General features: G+C 46.9%; 10 protein-coding genes. 7 read left to right on the top strand and 3 right to left on the bottom strand.

The annotated features are described in order from the left end of the window. The first annotated feature begins 181 nt into the window (after nucleotides 1–181). The 7 genes from HGH90_RS17560 (at nucleotide 182) to HGH90_RS17530 (ending at nucleotide 11,095) form a co-directional block, all read left to right on the top strand. Nucleotides 182–799 carry an RNA polymerase sigma factor gene (locus tag HGH90_RS17560; RefSeq protein WP_168766705.1) on the top strand — a complete coding sequence of 206 codons (618 nt, stop codon included), beginning with the start codon at nucleotides 182–184 and terminating at the stop codon, nucleotides 797–799. 77 nt (nucleotides 800–876) lie between these two features. Next, nucleotides 877–2,070 (top strand): FecR family protein, encoded by a 1,194-nt coding sequence (locus tag HGH90_RS17555; RefSeq protein WP_168766706.1) that lies wholly within the window; start codon nucleotides 877–879, stop codon nucleotides 2,068–2,070. Between the two features lie 240 nt (nucleotides 2,071–2,310). Then, nucleotides 2,311–5,655: a SusC/RagA family TonB-linked outer membrane protein gene (locus HGH90_RS17550; protein ID WP_168766707.1), complete on the top strand. Its 3,345-nt coding sequence runs from the start codon at nucleotides 2,311–2,313 to the stop codon at nucleotides 5,653–5,655. A gap of 40 nt (nucleotides 5,656–5,695) precedes the next feature. Beyond that, nucleotides 5,696–7,378, top strand: coding sequence for a RagB/SusD family nutrient uptake outer membrane protein (locus HGH90_RS17545; protein WP_168766708.1), 1,683 nt, complete (start codon nucleotides 5,696–5,698; stop codon nucleotides 7,376–7,378). Nucleotides 7,379–7,391: 13 nt separating this feature from the next. Beyond that, nucleotides 7,392–8,435: a PEGA domain-containing protein gene (locus HGH90_RS17540; protein ID WP_169191648.1), complete on the top strand. Its 1,044-nt coding sequence runs from the start codon at nucleotides 7,392–7,394 to the stop codon at nucleotides 8,433–8,435. Between the two features lie 15 nt (nucleotides 8,436–8,450). Continuing rightward, on the top strand, nucleotides 8,451–9,653 hold the full coding sequence (locus tag HGH90_RS17535) for a glycoside hydrolase family 27 protein (protein WP_168766710.1): 1,203 nt from the start codon (nucleotides 8,451–8,453) through the stop codon (nucleotides 9,651–9,653). 8 nt (nucleotides 9,654–9,661) lie between these two features. Next, the gene (locus HGH90_RS17530) at nucleotides 9,662–11,095 is read left to right on the top strand and encodes a hypothetical protein (protein ID WP_169191647.1); all 1,434 of its coding nucleotides are present in this window, start codon (nucleotides 9,662–9,664) and stop codon (nucleotides 11,093–11,095) included. 95 nt (nucleotides 11,096–11,190) lie between these two features. Here the strand turns inward: HGH90_RS17530 and HGH90_RS17525 are convergent, their stop codons facing one another. The 3 genes from HGH90_RS17525 to HGH90_RS17515 all read right to left on the bottom strand — a co-directional run bounded on the left by HGH90_RS17525 (nucleotide 11,191) and on the right by HGH90_RS17515 (nucleotide 17,733). Further along, the gene (locus HGH90_RS17525) at nucleotides 11,191–14,058 is read right to left on the bottom strand and encodes a TonB-dependent receptor (protein WP_169191646.1); all 2,868 of its coding nucleotides are present in this window, start codon (nucleotides 14,056–14,058) and stop codon (nucleotides 11,191–11,193) included. Between the two features lie 399 nt (nucleotides 14,059–14,457). After that, nucleotides 14,458–15,114 (bottom strand): lipoprotein signal peptidase, encoded by a 657-nt coding sequence (locus tag HGH90_RS17520; RefSeq protein ID WP_168766713.1) that lies wholly within the window; start codon nucleotides 15,112–15,114, stop codon nucleotides 14,458–14,460. A 60-nt stretch (nucleotides 15,115–15,174) separates the two neighbouring features. Then, nucleotides 15,175–17,733: a bifunctional UDP-N-acetylmuramoyl-tripeptide:D-alanyl-D-alanine ligase/alanine racemase gene (locus HGH90_RS17515; protein WP_211093099.1), complete on the bottom strand. Its 2,559-nt coding sequence runs from the start codon at nucleotides 17,731–17,733 to the stop codon at nucleotides 15,175–15,177. Nucleotides 17,734–17,739: the final 6 nt, after the last annotated feature.

The raw sequence follows: 17,739 nt of genomic DNA, 5'->3' as shown, positions 1-17,739 counted from the left end.
CCTGGAAGGTCAGTCCTTTTTATTGCCCTTTCTTCAGCCACTGCGAAACAGGTACAGTTAATATCTGATGATAAACGGCTAATTTTTGCAAATACCGGCCTTCGATTTATCTATACATTTAACTCCTTAGCACAGCAACCAAAACGATTACTTATCTAACTGTTTCCACTAAAAAGATTTTTTGTCAGTTGTCCGGCTATACGATGAAGCGTCCATTTTTAAAAAGGTGGCAGAGGGTGATGAAGCAGCCTTCCGGGTACTCTTTGACCAATACTGGGATACGGTGTACGGGGTAGCCCTGGCGCTTACCAAATCAGAGAATATGGCCGAAGAGATGGCCCAGGATGTGTTTGTGAAGTTGTGGCTGAAACGGGAAAAGCTGGCAGGTGTTGAAAATTTTGAAGGATACCTGTTTACCATTGCGCGTAATCATATCTATAATGTTTTCAGGAAAAGAATAAAGACAACGGCATTTACCCATCATTTACTGGATTATGCCGAAGATACAATTGTTTCCTCCGATGCCCCGGATAAGCACCTGCTCTGCCATGAGCTGGAAAAACAGGTGGCTGGCGCCGTTGAACATCTCTCCCAACAACAACGTACTATTTATTCATTAAGCCGTTACCACGGCATGAGCCAGGAAGAAATTGCGGCGACCCTCCACATTTCCCGGCACACGGTGAAAAGCCATATGAACAAGGCATTGCACGTGATCCGCGATTACCTCCGTCACTACAGCATACTGGAAATATTGCTTATGTGCTTTTTTGCACAAGCCACCTTTTTTGCCAGCTGAAAATTTTTTTTGATTTCCACTCATACCTCCGCTTTTTCCAGGTGTCTTTATAGTAACGTTCACCTTTTTGCTTTACAATGGATAGTCAACATCTGAGAGAACTGTTGCAGCAGCACCTTAATAATGCCTTGCCTGTGGAAGATTTGCGGGCATTAATTGACCACCTGCGTGAAAACGGGCACTCGGAAGACCTGTTGTCGGTAATTGAAGAAGCATTGGAAAGTGGGACGTTTACGGGGCAGACAGATAAATCCCGGAAGGACCAGCTTTTCCAGGATATTCTCCGGAAAACAGGTAAAGAGGAAGCCGTATTCACTGAAGAGGAAAGCAGCCAGCCACTCATTAAAAGACATACCCGTATATGGAAGGCAGCTGCAGCCGCCATGATCATCTTGCTGGCAGGAACAGCTACCTATTTAATCAGGAAGCCCGCTGCTCATCGTGGTACTATAATCAACCAGGTTGCTAAAGCAGACGTATTGCCCGGAAGTAATAAGGCCATTCTTACGCTTACAGATGGTAGTCATATTGAATTGGACAGTGCAGCCAGGGGGACCCTTACCCAGCAAGGTGCAGCTGCTGTAATGAAATTGAATAACGGTCAGCTCGCCTATCAAACCAGTAATCGTACAGGAGCAGATGTAGTATATAATACGGTGAGTACACCGCGTGGCGGCCAATACCAGATCGTACTGCCAGATGGAACTAAAGTATGGCTGAATGCGGCCTCTTCTCTACATTTCCCTACCAGCTTTACCGGTAAGGAACGTGTGGTGGAAGTAACCGGGGAAGCTTATTTTGAAGTAGCCAGGAAAGAAAACCAGCCGTTTAAAGTGGTAACACAAGAAATGGAAGTGAAAGTACTGGGAACCCATTTCAATGTGAATGCTTATGCCGATGAAACAGCCAGCAGTACTGTTTTGCTGGAAGGCAAGGTGATGGTGTTTCACCGCGGAAAAAATGTGTTGATGACTCCTGGCCAGCAGGCGCTGGTAAAAGAGGATATCAGGATAGTACCGCATGCTGACATAGAAACACTGATGGCCTGGAAAGAGGGCAAGTTTTCCTATAACAACATGGGACTGGAAACGATTATGCGGCAAATAGCCCGTTGGTATGATGTAGATATAATATTTGAAGATAAAATTGCTGATTCCTATAGTATGGAAATATCCAGGAATGTTCCATTATCAAAATTATTGCAGTTCATGGAAATCAGCGGCGGTGTTCATTTTGTGATCAATGGAAGAAAAGTTATCGTAAGAAAGTAAGACCAACATTCAGATCAACCAAGAAATTGATGCAACGAAAAACCGGGTAGTGTTTGCGGCACTGCCCGGTGGATTGTTGGATCAGTACAACTATACAACCATTTCGGGACTGACAATTGTTTACATCCAAACCTTAACAAAAGTATGCAAAATGTTCTTTGTAATTCCACTTTTTTGAATGGCTGCTATGTCGCACAGCAACGACCTCAAAAGGGATTGTGGGCCAAAACCAGATTGACAATGAAGCTGACCACGTTTCTGATCCTGGCATTCATTATACAGGCGGGTGCCGCTACGAATGCACAGACTATCACACTTTCACTGAAGAATGCCCCTCTCAGCACTGTATTTAAAGAAATCAGCCGGCAGGGAGGGTATAATTTTGTTTACAATAATAGCCTGCTGGAACATACCGGCAATGTTGATCTCGAAGTAAACCATGCCAACGTAGAGGAAGTGTTGAAACAATGTTTTAAACACACATCTATTACCTATGAAATTATCGACAAAACAATTGTTGTCCGGAAGCTTTCATCGGGAGGAAATGCTGCTGTGGCTGAACGCCAGCCTGCTGTAGTAACAACCGTAAGAGGACGGGTAACCGGTGAAGATGGCACCCCTCTCGTAGGTGTAACCGTGCAGGTGAAAGGAACTTCCATCGGTATCGTTACCAAAGAAAATGGTGAATTCCAGATCAATATGCCCGATGCCTCCTCCGGTATCCTGGTGTTTTCCTTCATTGGTATGGAAAGACAGGAAGTGACTATCGGAAAGAGTGTATTCGTTACCGTTATATTGAAAAGGTTGGTGAGCCAACAGCAGGAAGTGGTGGTAGTGGGCTACGGTACGCAAAAGAAAACCACGCTCGTTGGATCTGTAGCTACCATGAAAGGAGAAGAAATCGCCAGGGTGCCTACCGCCAACGTAACCAATGCCTTCGCCGGGCATATTCCCGGTGTTATTGCCAACAACCGTTCTGGCCGCCCGGGCGATGACTATTCCTCCGTATACGTGAGAGGATTTAATTCTTTTAGCGGCGGGGTAGATCCTTTGATTATCGTAGATGGTATTCCCGACCGGAACATCGACAGGATTAATCCCAATGATATTGAAAGTGTTACTGTCCTGAAAGATGCGTCTGCAGCCATTTATGGCGTACGTTCTGCCAACGGCGCTATCCTTATTACTACCAAACGCGGAAAAGCAGGGAAGCCAGTTATTTCCTACGAAGGCTCTTACGATATCCAGCAGCTGACCAGGATGGAACACCGCGTTAACTCCTGGCAGTATATGACTTATTATAATGAGCTGAATGGTTACCAGGGTAATACACTGCCCTATACACAGGCAGATATAGATAAATACAAAGCAGGAAACGATCCCAATTATACCAGCACGGATTGGCAGAAAGCAGTGTTCCGCAAAAACGCGCCACAAACCAATCACAGCATTTCTGTAAGAGGCGGCAGTGATGCCGTGAAGTTCTTTATTTCCGGCCAATACCTGTCGCAACAAAGCAACTGGAGCAACAGTGATGAAAATTTCAAGAACTACAACTTACGCTCCAATATTGATGCTTCTGTATCCAAAAATTTAAAACTCACCTTCGATATCGCTGCGAGGAAGGAAGAAAGGAAATACCCCGCTATTTCTGCCGGTAGCATTTTACATGAAACCGTGAGCATGTATCCTTTTATCCCTGTGCACTGGACCAACGGTTTACCTTCCGCCGGTATTTCAAACGGACGTAACCCTTACCTGATGATGTCATCTGCGCCGGGCTATGATAACGTAACAGATCTCTTCGTACAACCTAAGATCGGATTTGACTGGCAGCTACCCGCTATCCTGAAAGGTTTATCTGTGAGCGGTTATGCCGCATTCGATTATCACCAGAGAAGTGAAAAGAATTTCACCCGCCCCTGGGATGCATATACCTATAGCTTATCCACCAACACCTACAACAACCAGAAGACCAGCACGGCTATTCTCAGCCTGTCGCAGGATGAAAGATCTTACAACGAAAACACTTACTTCTATAAAGTGGCATTCGACAGAACTTTCGGTAAGCACAGCATCAATGCTTTCGCAGGATATGAGCAAACCGTTTCCAACTACCGGATGACCTATGCTTACCGCAAAAACCTGGTAAGTGATCAGCTGGACCAACTTTTTACCGGTAGTGCGGTAGACCAGGTGGCTACCGGCAGCGCAAGCCAGGATGGACGCGAAAGCTACCTCGGCAGGGTATCTTATAGTTATGCAGATAAATACCTGGCTGAAGTGGTTGGCCGTTACAACGGTTCCTTTAATTTCCCCGGAAATAAACGATGGGGTATGTTCCCTTCTGTGTCCCTTGGTTGGCGCATTTCAGAAGAGCCGTTTTTCAAGGATAACGTAAGATTTGTGGATAACCTGAAGTTGCGTGCTTCCTGGGGCGTAATGGGTAGCGATGCGGTGTCTAAGTATATGTACCTGGCCAGGTATTCACTGGTGAGCAATATGTCGTCTGACTTCTCTTCCTATCCTAAAGAATATTATACTTACTTCGGTCCCAATTATTCAGAGGCCACTGCACTATATCTGGCTTCTATTCCCAATACCAACATTACCTGGGAAAAACAGGATACCAGGAACTTAGGTGTGGATGCCGTATTCTTCAATAATCAATTGAGCGTAACCGCGGATTATTTCCACAACCTGCGTAAAGATATTCTCGCGCCCCGGAATGCTTCTGTACCATTGTATACAGGATTGACCCTGCCGGCAGAAAATATCGGCAGAACGCTGAACAGGGGCTTCGATTTTATCGTGAACTACAACGGCAAAGCCAGGGCCGTTAAGTACAATGTAGGCTTTAACTTCACGTATGCTAAAAGCAAAGTGTTGTTCCGCGATGAAGCCCCCAATATCCCGGATTACCAGAAATCAACCGGGCTGCCTATCGATTCATGGGTAGTATTCCAAACTAAAGGAATTTATCATACACAGGAAGAAGTAGATAAATCACCGCATATGGCAGGCGCTAAGCCAGGTGATCTTTGGTTGGTAGATAAAAATAATGATGGCCTCATTACTTACGATGACCAGGTGAGGATTCCTGAATCTGCCTATCCAAAAATTGTTTTCGGTATTACGATGGGTGCGGAATATAAAGGACTGGCACTCGACCTGGTATGGGCTGGTCAAACTGAAGCCAAACAAATGATCCTACCTCAGATGCAAGGCTCTGTGGTAGCGCCTCCACAATGGCTGTATGATGGCCGTTGGACACCAGATAACAGCAATGCCATCTATCCAAGAGCATTTAACTCAAAAGATCCGCGTAACTCCGTGTATGCTGATTTCTGGCTGGCAGATGCATCTTTCATCCGCCTGAAATCAGCCCAGCTTTCTTATATCGTCCCTAAAAATTTATATGGTCGCATCGGTATTGAAAATATCCGCGTGTTTGTGAGTGGGTTCAACCTCTTCTCCATCGACAAAATGAAGAAGTTTAACCGTGACCCGGAAACGAACAACATTACCGGTATCAATTATCCACAGACCAGGATCTATCGTGCAGGTATCAGCATAGGCCTGTAATCCATTTTATCATATTTATGGACATTTAAATTTAATTATTGTGAAAAGAATATACTGGAAAATAGGAACCGCATTAATGACCACCTTCCTGCTAATGGCCTGTCAGAAAAATGTGCTGGATAAAGTGCCCCTGGATTCATTTTCTGACCAGTCGGTGTGGAAAGACCTGAAGTTGGCCGAGGCATTTGCTGATTTTCAATATACGGTGTTACCTAACCCCGGTCACTACTGGGATAACCTTACCAACCGCACCTGGGCGCTTTCTTCGGCAACCGATGAAGCATTTAATAAGTTTGATGACTACAATGCTTCCATTATGAACTCCGGCTCTTTAACACCCGATAACCTGGGCAATTTCGATATCTGGAGCGATACCTATAAAAGGATACAGGATTGTAATCTCTTCCTGTCTAAAATAGATGGCGTACCCGGTGATGATGCGGTGCGTGCCCGGCTAAAAGCGGAAATTATCTATCTGCGTGCCTATGCCTATTTCAAACTGATTAGCGACTACGGTGGTGTACCGCTGGTAAAAAAACCTTTTGACCTGAACAGTAATTTCCAGGCGTCCCGCAGCACCTTCGATGAATGCGTGGCTTTTATTGTGGCAGAATGCGATGCTGCCGCTGCGGTGTTGCCAGTAGGTTATAGCTCTGGCGCCGCCGAGCTGGGACGCGCTACCAAAGCCGCTGCGCTCGCGCTCAAATCGAAAGCCCTGCTGTACGCTGCCAGCCCGCTGTGGAATCCATCCAATGATAAGCAGAAATGGCAACTAGCATCTGATGCCGCCAAGGCGGTGATTGACCTGCCAGGATATCAATTATACACCGGCGGTTATGAAAATATCTTCACCACCTGGAACTCAGAAATACTCATGGCTCGCCAGGGTAATAAACAATACCAGTGGAATGCTTTCCAGGGTGTAGAAATGTTCCTTGCTCCCTGTGGTTTCCACGGCTGGTCATCTTTCGCGCCCAGCCAGAACCTGGTAGATGCTTTTGGTACTGCCGATGGAAAGGATATCACAGATGCCAGCTCAGGATATAATCCGCAACAGCCCTATGCTAACAGGGATCCCCGTTTTTATAGTGACATTATTTTTGATGGAAAACCTTACGGCAAACCTGATTTTTTCAAAGACCGCTACGCGGCAGGGCACAGCAATATTGCTGAAATGTATGAAGGCGGTCTCGACTCCCAACAGGGATGGGATACCTGGAATGCCAGCATGACAAGGTATAGCTTTAGAAAGTACCAGGACACTACTTTTAATTTCAATGTAGAAACTCAAACCAACAAATTTTGGATCATTTCCCGGCTGGCAGAAATCTATTTAAACTATGCAGAGGCAGAGTTTAACCTGGGACATGAAGCGGTGTCACGGCAGTATCTCGACCTGCTCAGGCATCGTGCCGGTATTGTAAATAACCTGCCAGGCAGCTTAACAGGCGCCGCACTGCTGGCCAAAATACAGAACGAACGCCGCGTGGAGTTGTGCCTGGAAGGCCAGCGTTATTACGATGTACGCCGTTGGAAGATAGCCGACGTAACAGAAAATACGCCGCTGGGTGGCGTAAAGATTGTTAAGAATCCTGACGGATCTAAAACATATACCTACATAAAGGTACAGGACAGGGTATTTAAATCTCAACATTATCTTTTGCCTATTCCCAGGGAAGAAATCAGGAGAACCAATTTGCCACAGAACCCCGGATATAATTAATAACCCCTCAAAAATGAAAACACAATGGACGTTAGTATTACTGCTGGCGGTGGTGGGTGCATGCAAAAAAAGCAGCATCCCCGCCGGTGGTGATAAACCCGATGGAAAAATCCAGGTGGCCATATCAGCACCGGAAGCTGGCTATATATACCTGGACGGTGCATACACCGGCATTACCACCCCCGGCAATATTGCCGTTACTGCCGGCAAACATGTAATCGGTGTGGCGCTGCAAAATGCCTTCCAGTATCTCCGCAAAGAAGTAAATATAACGGCAACGGGCACACTAAGTTTTACCACTGCCGATAAGCCGGTTCCTAAAGTATGGAAAGCACTCTGGATAGGTGTAAATGAAACCAGCGGTACCTCCGCCACAGGCGATTGCAGTACCCATTTTTCAAAAGCGGAGCTGGATCAGGGATACGATTTCTTCCAGTGGAGCCTGCAGCAGCATTTCGAAAAATATGCTTACGGCACCATCCACTGGGAAGTAACACGCAAAGATATCACTGCGCCGGTGATGCTGACGCGCGGCGCCAATAACTGGTATACTGTAGATCCTTCCACCATTGCGGATCTGATGCCCGATATACAATCCGGCGCCTACGATTGCCTGTTTGTTTTCTGGCGGGAAAGCGAGGGCGCCTGCAGTTTTAAAAGCGGCTACTTCGGCCTGGCATGGACTAACCCGCTTAAGGAAAGCATGAAGACCGGCTATGTTACTGTAAAATTTGACGCAGGCACCAGTCTCGCCGACCGGATCAATTATTACAAGAATAATGACCCCGGCGTATGGGTACATGAATGGCTGCACACCGTGGGCGAAAACTTTTACCAGGATAAGGGCCTGCAATTGCCTCACAAGGCGGGTGACGGCCTCGTAGTGCATGCGGCGGAAATGTATCATTATATATTTCCGTGGATGAACTGGTACCTCGATTTTATGTCTGCCAGGGTGGTCAATGTAAACGATGGCCCCAAATATCTGGGGATAGGCCCGGAAGCCTTCCTGGGCTGTTCTGTCAGGGAAAAAGCAATGAATAACTGTAATGACTGAATATTTTTAAGCGTTATGAAGAGATTAATGTTTTGGATACTGGTGTTGCTGGTAGCCAATAATGCTTCGGCACAAAAGTTTGAGGGATTGGCGCCTACACCGCCTATGGGCTGGAATAGCTGGAATACCTTCCAGACAGCTATCAATGAAAAAATGATTATGGAGATAGCAGACGCCTTGGTGTCCTCCGGTATGAAAGATGCGGGATACCACTACCTGGTACTGGATGATGGCTGGATGGCTATGGAAAGAGACAGCCTCGGCAACCTCATTCCTGACCCGGTAAAATTCCCGCACGGCCTCAAAGTAGTGGTAGATTACGTACATGCGAAGGGGTTAAAATTTGGCCTGTATAACTGCGCCGGTACGCTTACCTGTGCCAAATATCCGGGCACGAGGGGATATGAATACCAGGACGCCCGAAACTATGCCGCATGGAATATCGACTACCTGAAATTCGACTGGTGCAATACAAACGGTATCAATGCGAAGGAAGCCTATACCACTATGAGCAGGGCGCTACGTAAAGCGGGGCATCCCATGATATTCAGTTTGTGTGAATGGGGCGTGAACAAGCCCTGGCAATGGGGGGAGCCGGTGGGACAGCTATGGCGCACTACAGAAGACATCTACCAGGTGTTCGACTCTGTACATAACCAGGGTACCTGGGACGCGTTAAGCGTGATGCGCATTGCAGACTTGCAGGATACCCTACGCAAATACGCTGGTCCAGATCATTGGAACGATCCCGATATGCTGGAAGTAGGCAACGGCATGACTTACCAAGAAGATAAAACGCACTTCTCGCTTTGGGCCATGATGGCTGCTCCGCTCATGGCAGGCAACGATATCCGGAAAATGACGCCACAAACCAAGGCGATCCTTACCAATAGAAATATTATTGCTATTGACCAGGATCCACTGGGCATCCAGGGATTTAAATATGCCGATAAAGATAGTTTGCAGGTATGGTTTAAACCGCTGCAACAGGGGGATTGGGCCGTTTGTTTTGTAAACCGGAGCAGTCATGATAGGCCGGTTACCTTCAACTGGAAACAAACACCGGTGGTTGACGCTATTTTTCATTATGCATTGGAGAAGAATGCCGACTACGCCCTGTATAATGTATGGACAGGCAAGCAGGAAGGCACGACGGAAAAGAATCTCAACGCTATATTGAAATCCCATGACGTGTTGATGTTCAGGCTAAAGAAATAAAAGAAACAATGAAGATATGTTTACTGCCGCTGCTGCTGCTGGCGAGCTACTGCTGCACAAAAGCCCAGACCCCTACTGTTTTTACCTCATCAGACAGCGCTATGCAACGGGCTTATGAATGGGCCGGAAGTATGGTGCGGCACTACCAGGGCAATCCGACCGACCCGGTGGGGCCCTGGTATGAAGCTGCATTGCCGTCCCGCATGGCCTTTTGCATGCGCGATATAGCACACCAAACCATAGGAGCAACCATATATGGGCTGGATAAAGAAAACAAGAATATGATCGGCGCCTTTGCCCGGCATATCTCCGCAAAGAAAGACTGGTGCACTTACTGGGAAATCAACAGGTATGGAAAACCCGCACCCGAAGATTACCGGAATGATACCGCCTTCTGGTATAACCTCAATGCCAATTTCGATATCCTGACAGCCTGTTGGAAACTGTACCAATGGACCGGTGATACTTCCTATATCACAGATCCTGTGTTGACGAATTTCTTTGATAAAACAACAAAGGAATATATCCGCAAGTGGGTATTGGAGCCGGACTCCCTGCTGACCAGGCCTACACATCCCAATGCCCCCTTCCCTTTTAATCAACAGGATAATTTTCATGTTTGCCGGGGGCTACCGTCTTATGTGGAAAATGTAGCGGACCTGAAAATGGGCGTTGATCTGATCGCCACTATTTACCGGGGATTATTGTCTTATGCTGCTATTTTAGAAGCCAGGGGAAATGCGGCCAAAGTGGCACAACTGGTGCAAACAGCTGCCCGATACCAGCAGCAGATAGATGACGTTTGGTGGAATGAAGCGCAGACACGTTACTACACCTGGTACAATGACAATGGTAAGTTTGGCACCAGAGAAGGAGCTGTTTTCCTGTTATGGTTTGATGCGCTGAGAGATAGCACCCGGAGCCGTGCAACCATCGCCCGGCTCACCGCCGGTACGTGGAATGTGGAAACCACTTCCTATTTGCCGGTAATTTTGTTTAAACAAGGCTATTGGCTGAAAGCCAGTGAGTATATACTGCAACTCACAGACCCCGCTACCCCAAGAAGGGAATATCCTGAAGTATCTTTTGCTGTGCTGGAAGCAATTGTAAGAGGGCTGATGGGAATAGAGCCGGATGCTGCAGCGAAACGCATCACTACTTTATATCGGGGTAAAAGTGGAAGCCATGCTGCATTAAGCAATTTGCGGGTACTCCATACAACGATTGCTGTCAGCCATACCGCGCAAGAAACAGTGCTTAGTCATACCGGTAAAGGCACTTTCCAGTGGAAAGCCGCATTCGCCGGGGATTATCGTACAATAAGGATGAACAATATTGCTATGCCGGCCAGGCATGAGGTGGATAACAATGGAAATATGATTTCTTATGTAACAGTATTGGTAAAAGGAAGTAAAACACTTGATGCAAAAATTGGTAAATAAGCAACCCTTTGAAACCCTATTACAAAAACGCCGTGTACTTGTTGTAAGTACACGGCGTTCCTATGAGCACACGGCGGGGAATCATCCCTGCTTGTTTATTGTTTGCCTCTCTTAAATATGTTATCGTATGTTACAGATAAGTAATAGAGCCCGCCGATAGTAGGTCCGCCTACATATTGGAAGTATTTTGAGTTCAATACATTGGAAGCACCCAGTTTAAAGGAAGTATTGATTTTCGGCACGCGGTAAGTGATCTGTGCATCCACCGTGCTGTAAGAAGGCACGTCGCCGTTGCCAAACAGGTTTTGCCAGTAGAAAGTATTCTGCCAGTGCCATACTACGTTGAAGCCAATGTTTTTAATCACATTACGGTTACCCACACTCACGTTGGTAAACCAATCAGGAGTATTGAAGCCGGGGATGAGGGCATCATCTTTTGTTTTATCCTGCGCCAGTTTATTATAGTTGGCGTTGCCGCTCACGGTGTAACCTTTGTAGATATCATAGGTTACTGCTACTGCAAACCCGTAGTTGTTAACCGTCGACTTACTGTTGGTCCATACGCGGTACCGGTCTTGCTGCGATTTATCCAGCATTTGATTCAGCACGCTTTGATCCGGGTTGTTTACATTGCCCGTTTTAGGCACCGCTGCTTCTATTTGCCCGATGAAATGCTTATAAGAACTATAGTAACCGTCTACGTCAATAAACAATTTGTTATCCAGCAACACCGCTTTGTAACCAGCTTCGAAAGAAGTGATTTGTTCCGGTACAATAGGATCGAGGTTAGCCACTTTCAGTATACCTGCATTTTTAGCCGCAGCAGCATCTTTGGAGATGTGTTCTGCATTGATGGTTTTATTCACCGCTACCCCAAACGCATCTACTGTGCTGGTGAGGAAGGAATTTTTGAAGTAGCCGAGGCCCTGTTCAATAAATGCCAGGCCGCCTACACGCCTTACCTGTCCGTTGTTTACGAAGGAATAGGCCTCAAACAGGGATGGGAAGCGGAATCCGTTCTGCCAGGAAATGCGGAAGTTGTGTTTGTCTTTGATGCTGTATACTGCTGCAATACGGGGATTTACTTTGGCGTCGAACTGTTCGTTTTTATCGTAGCGCAGGGAACCGGTTAGCTTGAGCGCGTCGTTGAAAAACGTCTTGCTGATTTGGGCGAAGCCGCCGTATTTCCCGTACCAGATGTGCTTTCCGCCTGGAGTATTGCGTTTATCCATAGGCAGGGAAAAGTCAACGAAGTTGTTGCCATCGGGGATGATTTCGTAGGTGCGATAGTCGGCGCCTACCAGCACATCGGCGAAGTGTATGTATTTACGCAGGTTCCAGGTACCTTCTGTATGATAGAAGCGGCTTTTTTGCAGGAGCGCTGCGCCACCGCTGGTATTGTTCGGGTTCTTGGAAGTAGGGTAAATATCCCAGTCGTTGATACTTTTAATTTTAGTTACCTGGGCATCAAATGCAGGCGTGCCGGGTGTCCAGCGGCCGGCGTCTGCAAAGGCGCGGGCAGCCTGGTGTGCAGCTACCAGGTCGGCGCCGGAAGTCAATGCATTGTTTAAACCGGTGGTATAGTCAGACGCCCATTTTTTATCCGGCTTGAAAGATTTCTCCAGGTTATCGGCCAGCGGGTTCATATTGTATGAGTCGCCGGTGTTTTCAATGGAGATATAAGACCTCACGGTAAAGTCGGGGTGTACCAGTTCCAGCTTGGCATTTTGCACGGTGACGCCCCTCAGGCCGATACGGTTACCGCGTTGGAAGAATCCATCCATTTCGCCGTAGCGATAGGAAGCGGATAATTCCATTTTGTGAGGTAGGCGGAAGTTGAAGGAGAAGTCGGCTTTTTTATTCTTAACGGTGTAATCACCTACGATATCTTTTTCCCAGTAGCCGGTGCGGTGTACGTTATAAGCGCGACCGTCTTTATCGATGATCTGGATATTGGCGTTATCCCCATATTTATTCCAGGCGTCATTGGCGATGTTATTAGGGCCGCTCAGCTGTGGGAAATCGGGGTTGGCTTTCGATTGGGGGGAGAAGTCGTTGTGGCTGTCGGCATACCAGTCGGTACCTTGCATATAGCTGAGGTTTACTTTCCAGGCAAATATGCGGCCGTATTGCTGCGCGTACCGTATAGCCGTTTCTGTGAGTGGCTTTGCGCCGCCGGCATCGCCGATATGGTTAACGGCAATTTTCTGGTATACGCTTACGCCCTGGTATTGGAATGGGTTTTTAGTGACCAGGTTAGACATGCCATTGATGGCGTTCATACCATACAGGGCGGAAGAAGCGCCGGGTGTTACTTCCACGCTGGAGATATCCAGCTCCGTAGGCCCGATAGCGTTACCCAACGGTACGCCCAGGGTGGCGGCCTGGTTGTCTACACCGTCTACCAGCTGCATGAAGCGGAAGTTATTGGGTACGTTGAAACCGCGGGTGTTAAATACTTTGAAGGTAAGGCCGGCAGTGGTCATCTGAACGCCTTTGAGGTTGCCCAGGGCATCATAGAAAGTTGAGGAAGGGGTTTCCTTCAATGCGCGGATATCCAGCTTTTCGATGGCTACCGGGGAGCGCAACATCTTTTCCTGTTGGCGGGAAGCTGATACGACTACTTCGTTTACCAGCAGTGACTGGGTAAACAGCTGTATGGCCAGTTTGCTGCTGCTGTTTTTTACTTCAAATTCCTGGGGTTGATAGCCGATGAGGCGAAACACCAGTTTCAATGGAAACTTCGCGTTGGTGGTTACTTCAAAATGGCCGTTGGCATCTGTTTGTGCGCCAAAGGAAGTGCCTTTGATCTGCACCGATGCGCCGGGAAGAGCATTGCCGTGGTCGTCTGTAATATTACCCTGGATTACGTAGGAGCCGTTGAGCTGTGCCTGTACTAGTACCGGACTGAATACCAATATCGCAAAAAGGTATTTTGCCAGTATAGGTAAGAACTTTTGCATAGTGTTGTTGTCATTATAGATGCTGGAAAGATAAATTGATAAGGGAAGTTTAAAACGATGTCGTGCCGCAACATCGTATTGAAAATGAATCATTTGTAAATTTTAAAACCATATAGTCTATAGAATTAGTAGACAAATATAATCCGGGTATTTTTCATTTCAAAGCAAATGAGCCGTATTTATTGGAAAAAAGCCGACCTGACGATTGTAAACCGGTAGCAGTATAGGGTTTAAGTCACTGGGAATAAGGTTTCAACATGCGGGGAGCGGAGCACAAATTTTTTTATCCGGGAGAGGAATACCAGTCATCCGGAGAAGAGAGGATATCTCACCGGAGGAAATAAAAAAAGCGTTCACCGTAGGTGAACGCTTTTCCCTATAAATATTGAAAAAAGGTAATTAAGCTGCATGGTCCTTTGCTACCGGCCGATCGGCGGCGGCTTTAGGATGCATATGTTTTCCAAAGAAACGTTTCTGGAACAATAGTATAGAAATGACGCCGGTAGAAATAGCCGCATCAGCGACATTGAATACCGGGCGGAAGAACACGAAATAATCGCCGCCTTTGAAAGGTACCCAACTGGGCAGATATCCTTCGTAGATGGGGAAATACAGCATATCTACCACGCGGCCGTGTAAGAAGCTACCATATCCGCCACCGGCAGGCAAAAATTTAGCTACTTCATATCCTATACTGTCGTTGAAGATCAGTCCATAGAACATACTGTCTATCAGGTTGCCGGCAGCTCCCGCCAGGATGAGGGAACCACAGATCAGCAAACCAGTGCTGTATTTTTCCCTGATAAGTTTCTTCATGTACACAAATCCTACCACTACAGCCACCAGGCGGAACGTAGTCAGCAGAATTTTTCCAAAGTCACCTCCAAACGTAAGCCCATAGGCCATTCCTTCGTTTTCAATAAAATGTATCCGGAACCAGTTAGGGAAAATCACAAACTCCTGTTGCATAAACATATGCGTCTTGATCCAGAACTTCAGCGTTTGGTCAATAACAAGGATAAGGATAACGATAAATATTACGTGACGATATTTCAACTGATATTAAAATTTTATCAAAAATAATAGTTTATTTCAAAGTCGAAGCCTGCAATATCCTTATTCCTGGAAATATACCCTTTTTACACGTTGTGAAATTCCTGTTAATATTTCATAAGGAATGGTGTCAGCCCAGGCAGCCAGCTCCTGTACGGATAAATCCTGTCCAAATACAATCACTTCGTCCCCCTCCATAACGTCGGGGATATGGGTCACATCCAGCATCAGCATGTCCATGGCCACAATGCCCACTACCGGCGCCAGTTTACCACGGATCAGCATTTTGCCTACCCCCTGGCCTAAGCGGCGGGGATAACCATCTGCATAGCCTATACGTACGGTAGCCGTTACTGCCGGCCCTTTGGCGGTCCATTTGGCGCCGTAACCTACGGTATCGCCGGCATCCAGGTGCTTCAACTGTGCTACCGTGGTTTTCAGGGTGCTCACATTGCGGAGCTGTTCCTGGATACCATTACTGCTATCTATGCCATACATACCGATACCCAAACGCACCATATCCAGCTGTAATTCCGGATGGCGGGTAATAGCGGCGCTGTTGGCAATATGCCGGATCACTGCATAGCCCAGGGCTTTCTGCAATTCGTGGCTCATATCGTAAAACAACCGGCCCTGCTGCTGGGTCAGTGCATCCTTTTCCGGATCTTCACTGGCAGCCAGGTGGCTGAAGATAGACTGTACTTTCATCAGGCGGCTGGCGGTTAATACCTGGCCCAGTTCAGTGATCTCGCTCTTCACAAAGCCCAGGCGGTGCATACCGGTATCCAGCTTGATATGTACTGGGAACTCGGTTTTGCCGGCTGCCGCTATTTCTTCCATAAACTGCAGTAAGATCTGCATGGAATAAATTTCCGGTTCCAGGTTCCAGTGAAGAATGGCGTCAAAACTGGCGGGTTCAGGATTCATCACCATGATCGGCATGGTAATACCTGCCCTTCTTAGCTCTACTCCCTCATCGGCATAGGCCACCGCCAGGTAATCTACACCATGGAACTGTAAGAGATTGGCAATTTCAAAGCTGCCGCTGCCATAGGAAAACGCTTTTACCATGGCCATTAACCGGGTATCCGGTTTCAGCATCGACTGGTACAGCTTCACGTTATGGGAAATAGCCGACAGGTTGATTTCCAGGATGGTCTGATGCGCTTTCTGCTCCAGCAACTTGCCAATACGCTCAAATTGGAATATCCTGGAACCTTTTACCAGTATGGTTTCATTCTGGAAGTCATCCGCATTGAATTGCTGGATATATTCATCTGTAGTAGTAAAAAACTGCGTTTTCAGTCCTTCTACCTGCTGGAAACTTTTCTTCTCGCGGCCAATGTTCTTGCCAATGGCCACTAATTTATTGATGCCCTTCTTCTGCAGCAGGTCTGCTACTTCTTCATACAGGGTAGCATCGCTTTTGCCGCTTTGCAGGATATCGCTGAGGATAACCGTGCGGGTGGCATGTTGCTGCTGTTGCTGAAGGAAGTCAAGCGCAATGGTTAAAGAACCGAGGTCCAGGTTATAGGCGTCGTTGATTACTGAGCAATTATTAATACCCTGTTTGAGTTCCAACCGCATGGCAATATTGCTCAGCTGGTCCATCCGTTGTTGTATAACGGCTTGTTCTTTGCCCAAGTACAGCATCAGGGCTACACAGTGAATGGCATTTTCGATAGAACCTTCATCTACGAACGGAATGCTGAACTGCAGGGGTTCCTGTTTGTAAAGCACTTCTATGCGGGTATGATTATCGAGTTTCTCTACGGTGGTTACACGAAGGTCGGCATCCGTTTTCCTGGACCAGGAAAACAGTTCCGGTCCACCGCCGCCACCTTCCTGGTTTTCTTTTTTACCCACCTGGTTGTGGAAAGACAGTACGCACTCATTTAATGCGAGATAATCTTTACAGTAAATGAGGATATCGCTTTTGGCAAATAATACCAGCTTTTCGTTGATCTTTTGCCGGATATTCAGGAACCCTTCGCTATGCGCTTCGCCAATGTTGGTGAAAATGCCGATGGTAGGGCGTATAATCTTTTCCAGGTTTACCATTTCGCCAGGTTGGGAAATACCCGCTTCAAAAATAGCCAGCTGGTGTTCAGGCTTCATTTGCCACACCGACAAGGGAACGCCTATTTGTGAGTTGTAGCTTTTGGGACTGCGTACAATGTTATAATCCTTTTCCAGCAGCTGGTACAGCCATTCTTTTACGATGGTTTTTCCATTGCTGCCGGTAATCCCAATTACCGGGATGTGAAACTGCTGCCGGTGAAAAGCCACCAGCGTATGCAGGGCCTGTAAGGTATCTTTTACGAGAATGAAATTGGCTTTTGGATACTTTTCCAGTGGCACAGGTTCGCTCACAATAAAATTGCTGACACCTTTACGGTACAATTCTTCAATGTACTGATGGGCATTGCGCCGGGGGCTAACTAAAGGAATGAACAGGGATGTTTCAGGGAAGCTCAGCTTCCGGCTGTCCAATAAAAGATGGTCAATTTCAGAAAATCCGGTCTCTTGCAACAATTCCCCTTTCAAAGTCTTGTTGATACTTGCTGCGTTATACACGTTTATCAGGTTTGAATAATCACTTAGCAGTTGCAAACATCGCATGCCGCT

It is taken from the genome of Chitinophaga sp. Ak27 (assembly GCF_012726295.1).
Lineage (GTDB): Bacteria > Bacteroidota > Bacteroidia > Chitinophagales > Chitinophagaceae > Chitinophaga.
The sequence above is the reverse complement of the archived record's forward strand: the minus strand, read 5'-3'. Positions and strand labels throughout refer to the sequence as shown.

Coding starts and splice junctions, on each gene's coding strand:
- HGH90_RS17525 (WP_169191646.1), bottom strand. CDS start 14,058: ATGCAAAAGTTCTTACCTATACTGGCAAAATACCTTTTTGCGATATTG.
- HGH90_RS17555 (WP_168766706.1), top strand. CDS start 877: ATGGATAGTCAACATCTGAGAGAACTGTTGCAGCAGCACCTTAATAAT.
- HGH90_RS17530 (WP_169191647.1), top strand. CDS start 9,662: ATGAAGATATGTTTACTGCCGCTGCTGCTGCTGGCGAGCTACTGCTGC.
- HGH90_RS17515 (WP_211093099.1), bottom strand. CDS start 17,733: ATGCGATGTTTGCAACTGCTAAGTGATTATTCAAACCTGATAAACGTG.
- HGH90_RS17535 (WP_168766710.1), top strand. CDS start 8,451: ATGAAGAGATTAATGTTTTGGATACTGGTGTTGCTGGTAGCCAATAAT.
- HGH90_RS17540 (WP_169191648.1), top strand. CDS start 7,392: ATGAAAACACAATGGACGTTAGTATTACTGCTGGCGGTGGTGGGTGCA.
- HGH90_RS17550 (WP_168766707.1), top strand. CDS start 2,311: ATGAAGCTGACCACGTTTCTGATCCTGGCATTCATTATACAGGCGGGT.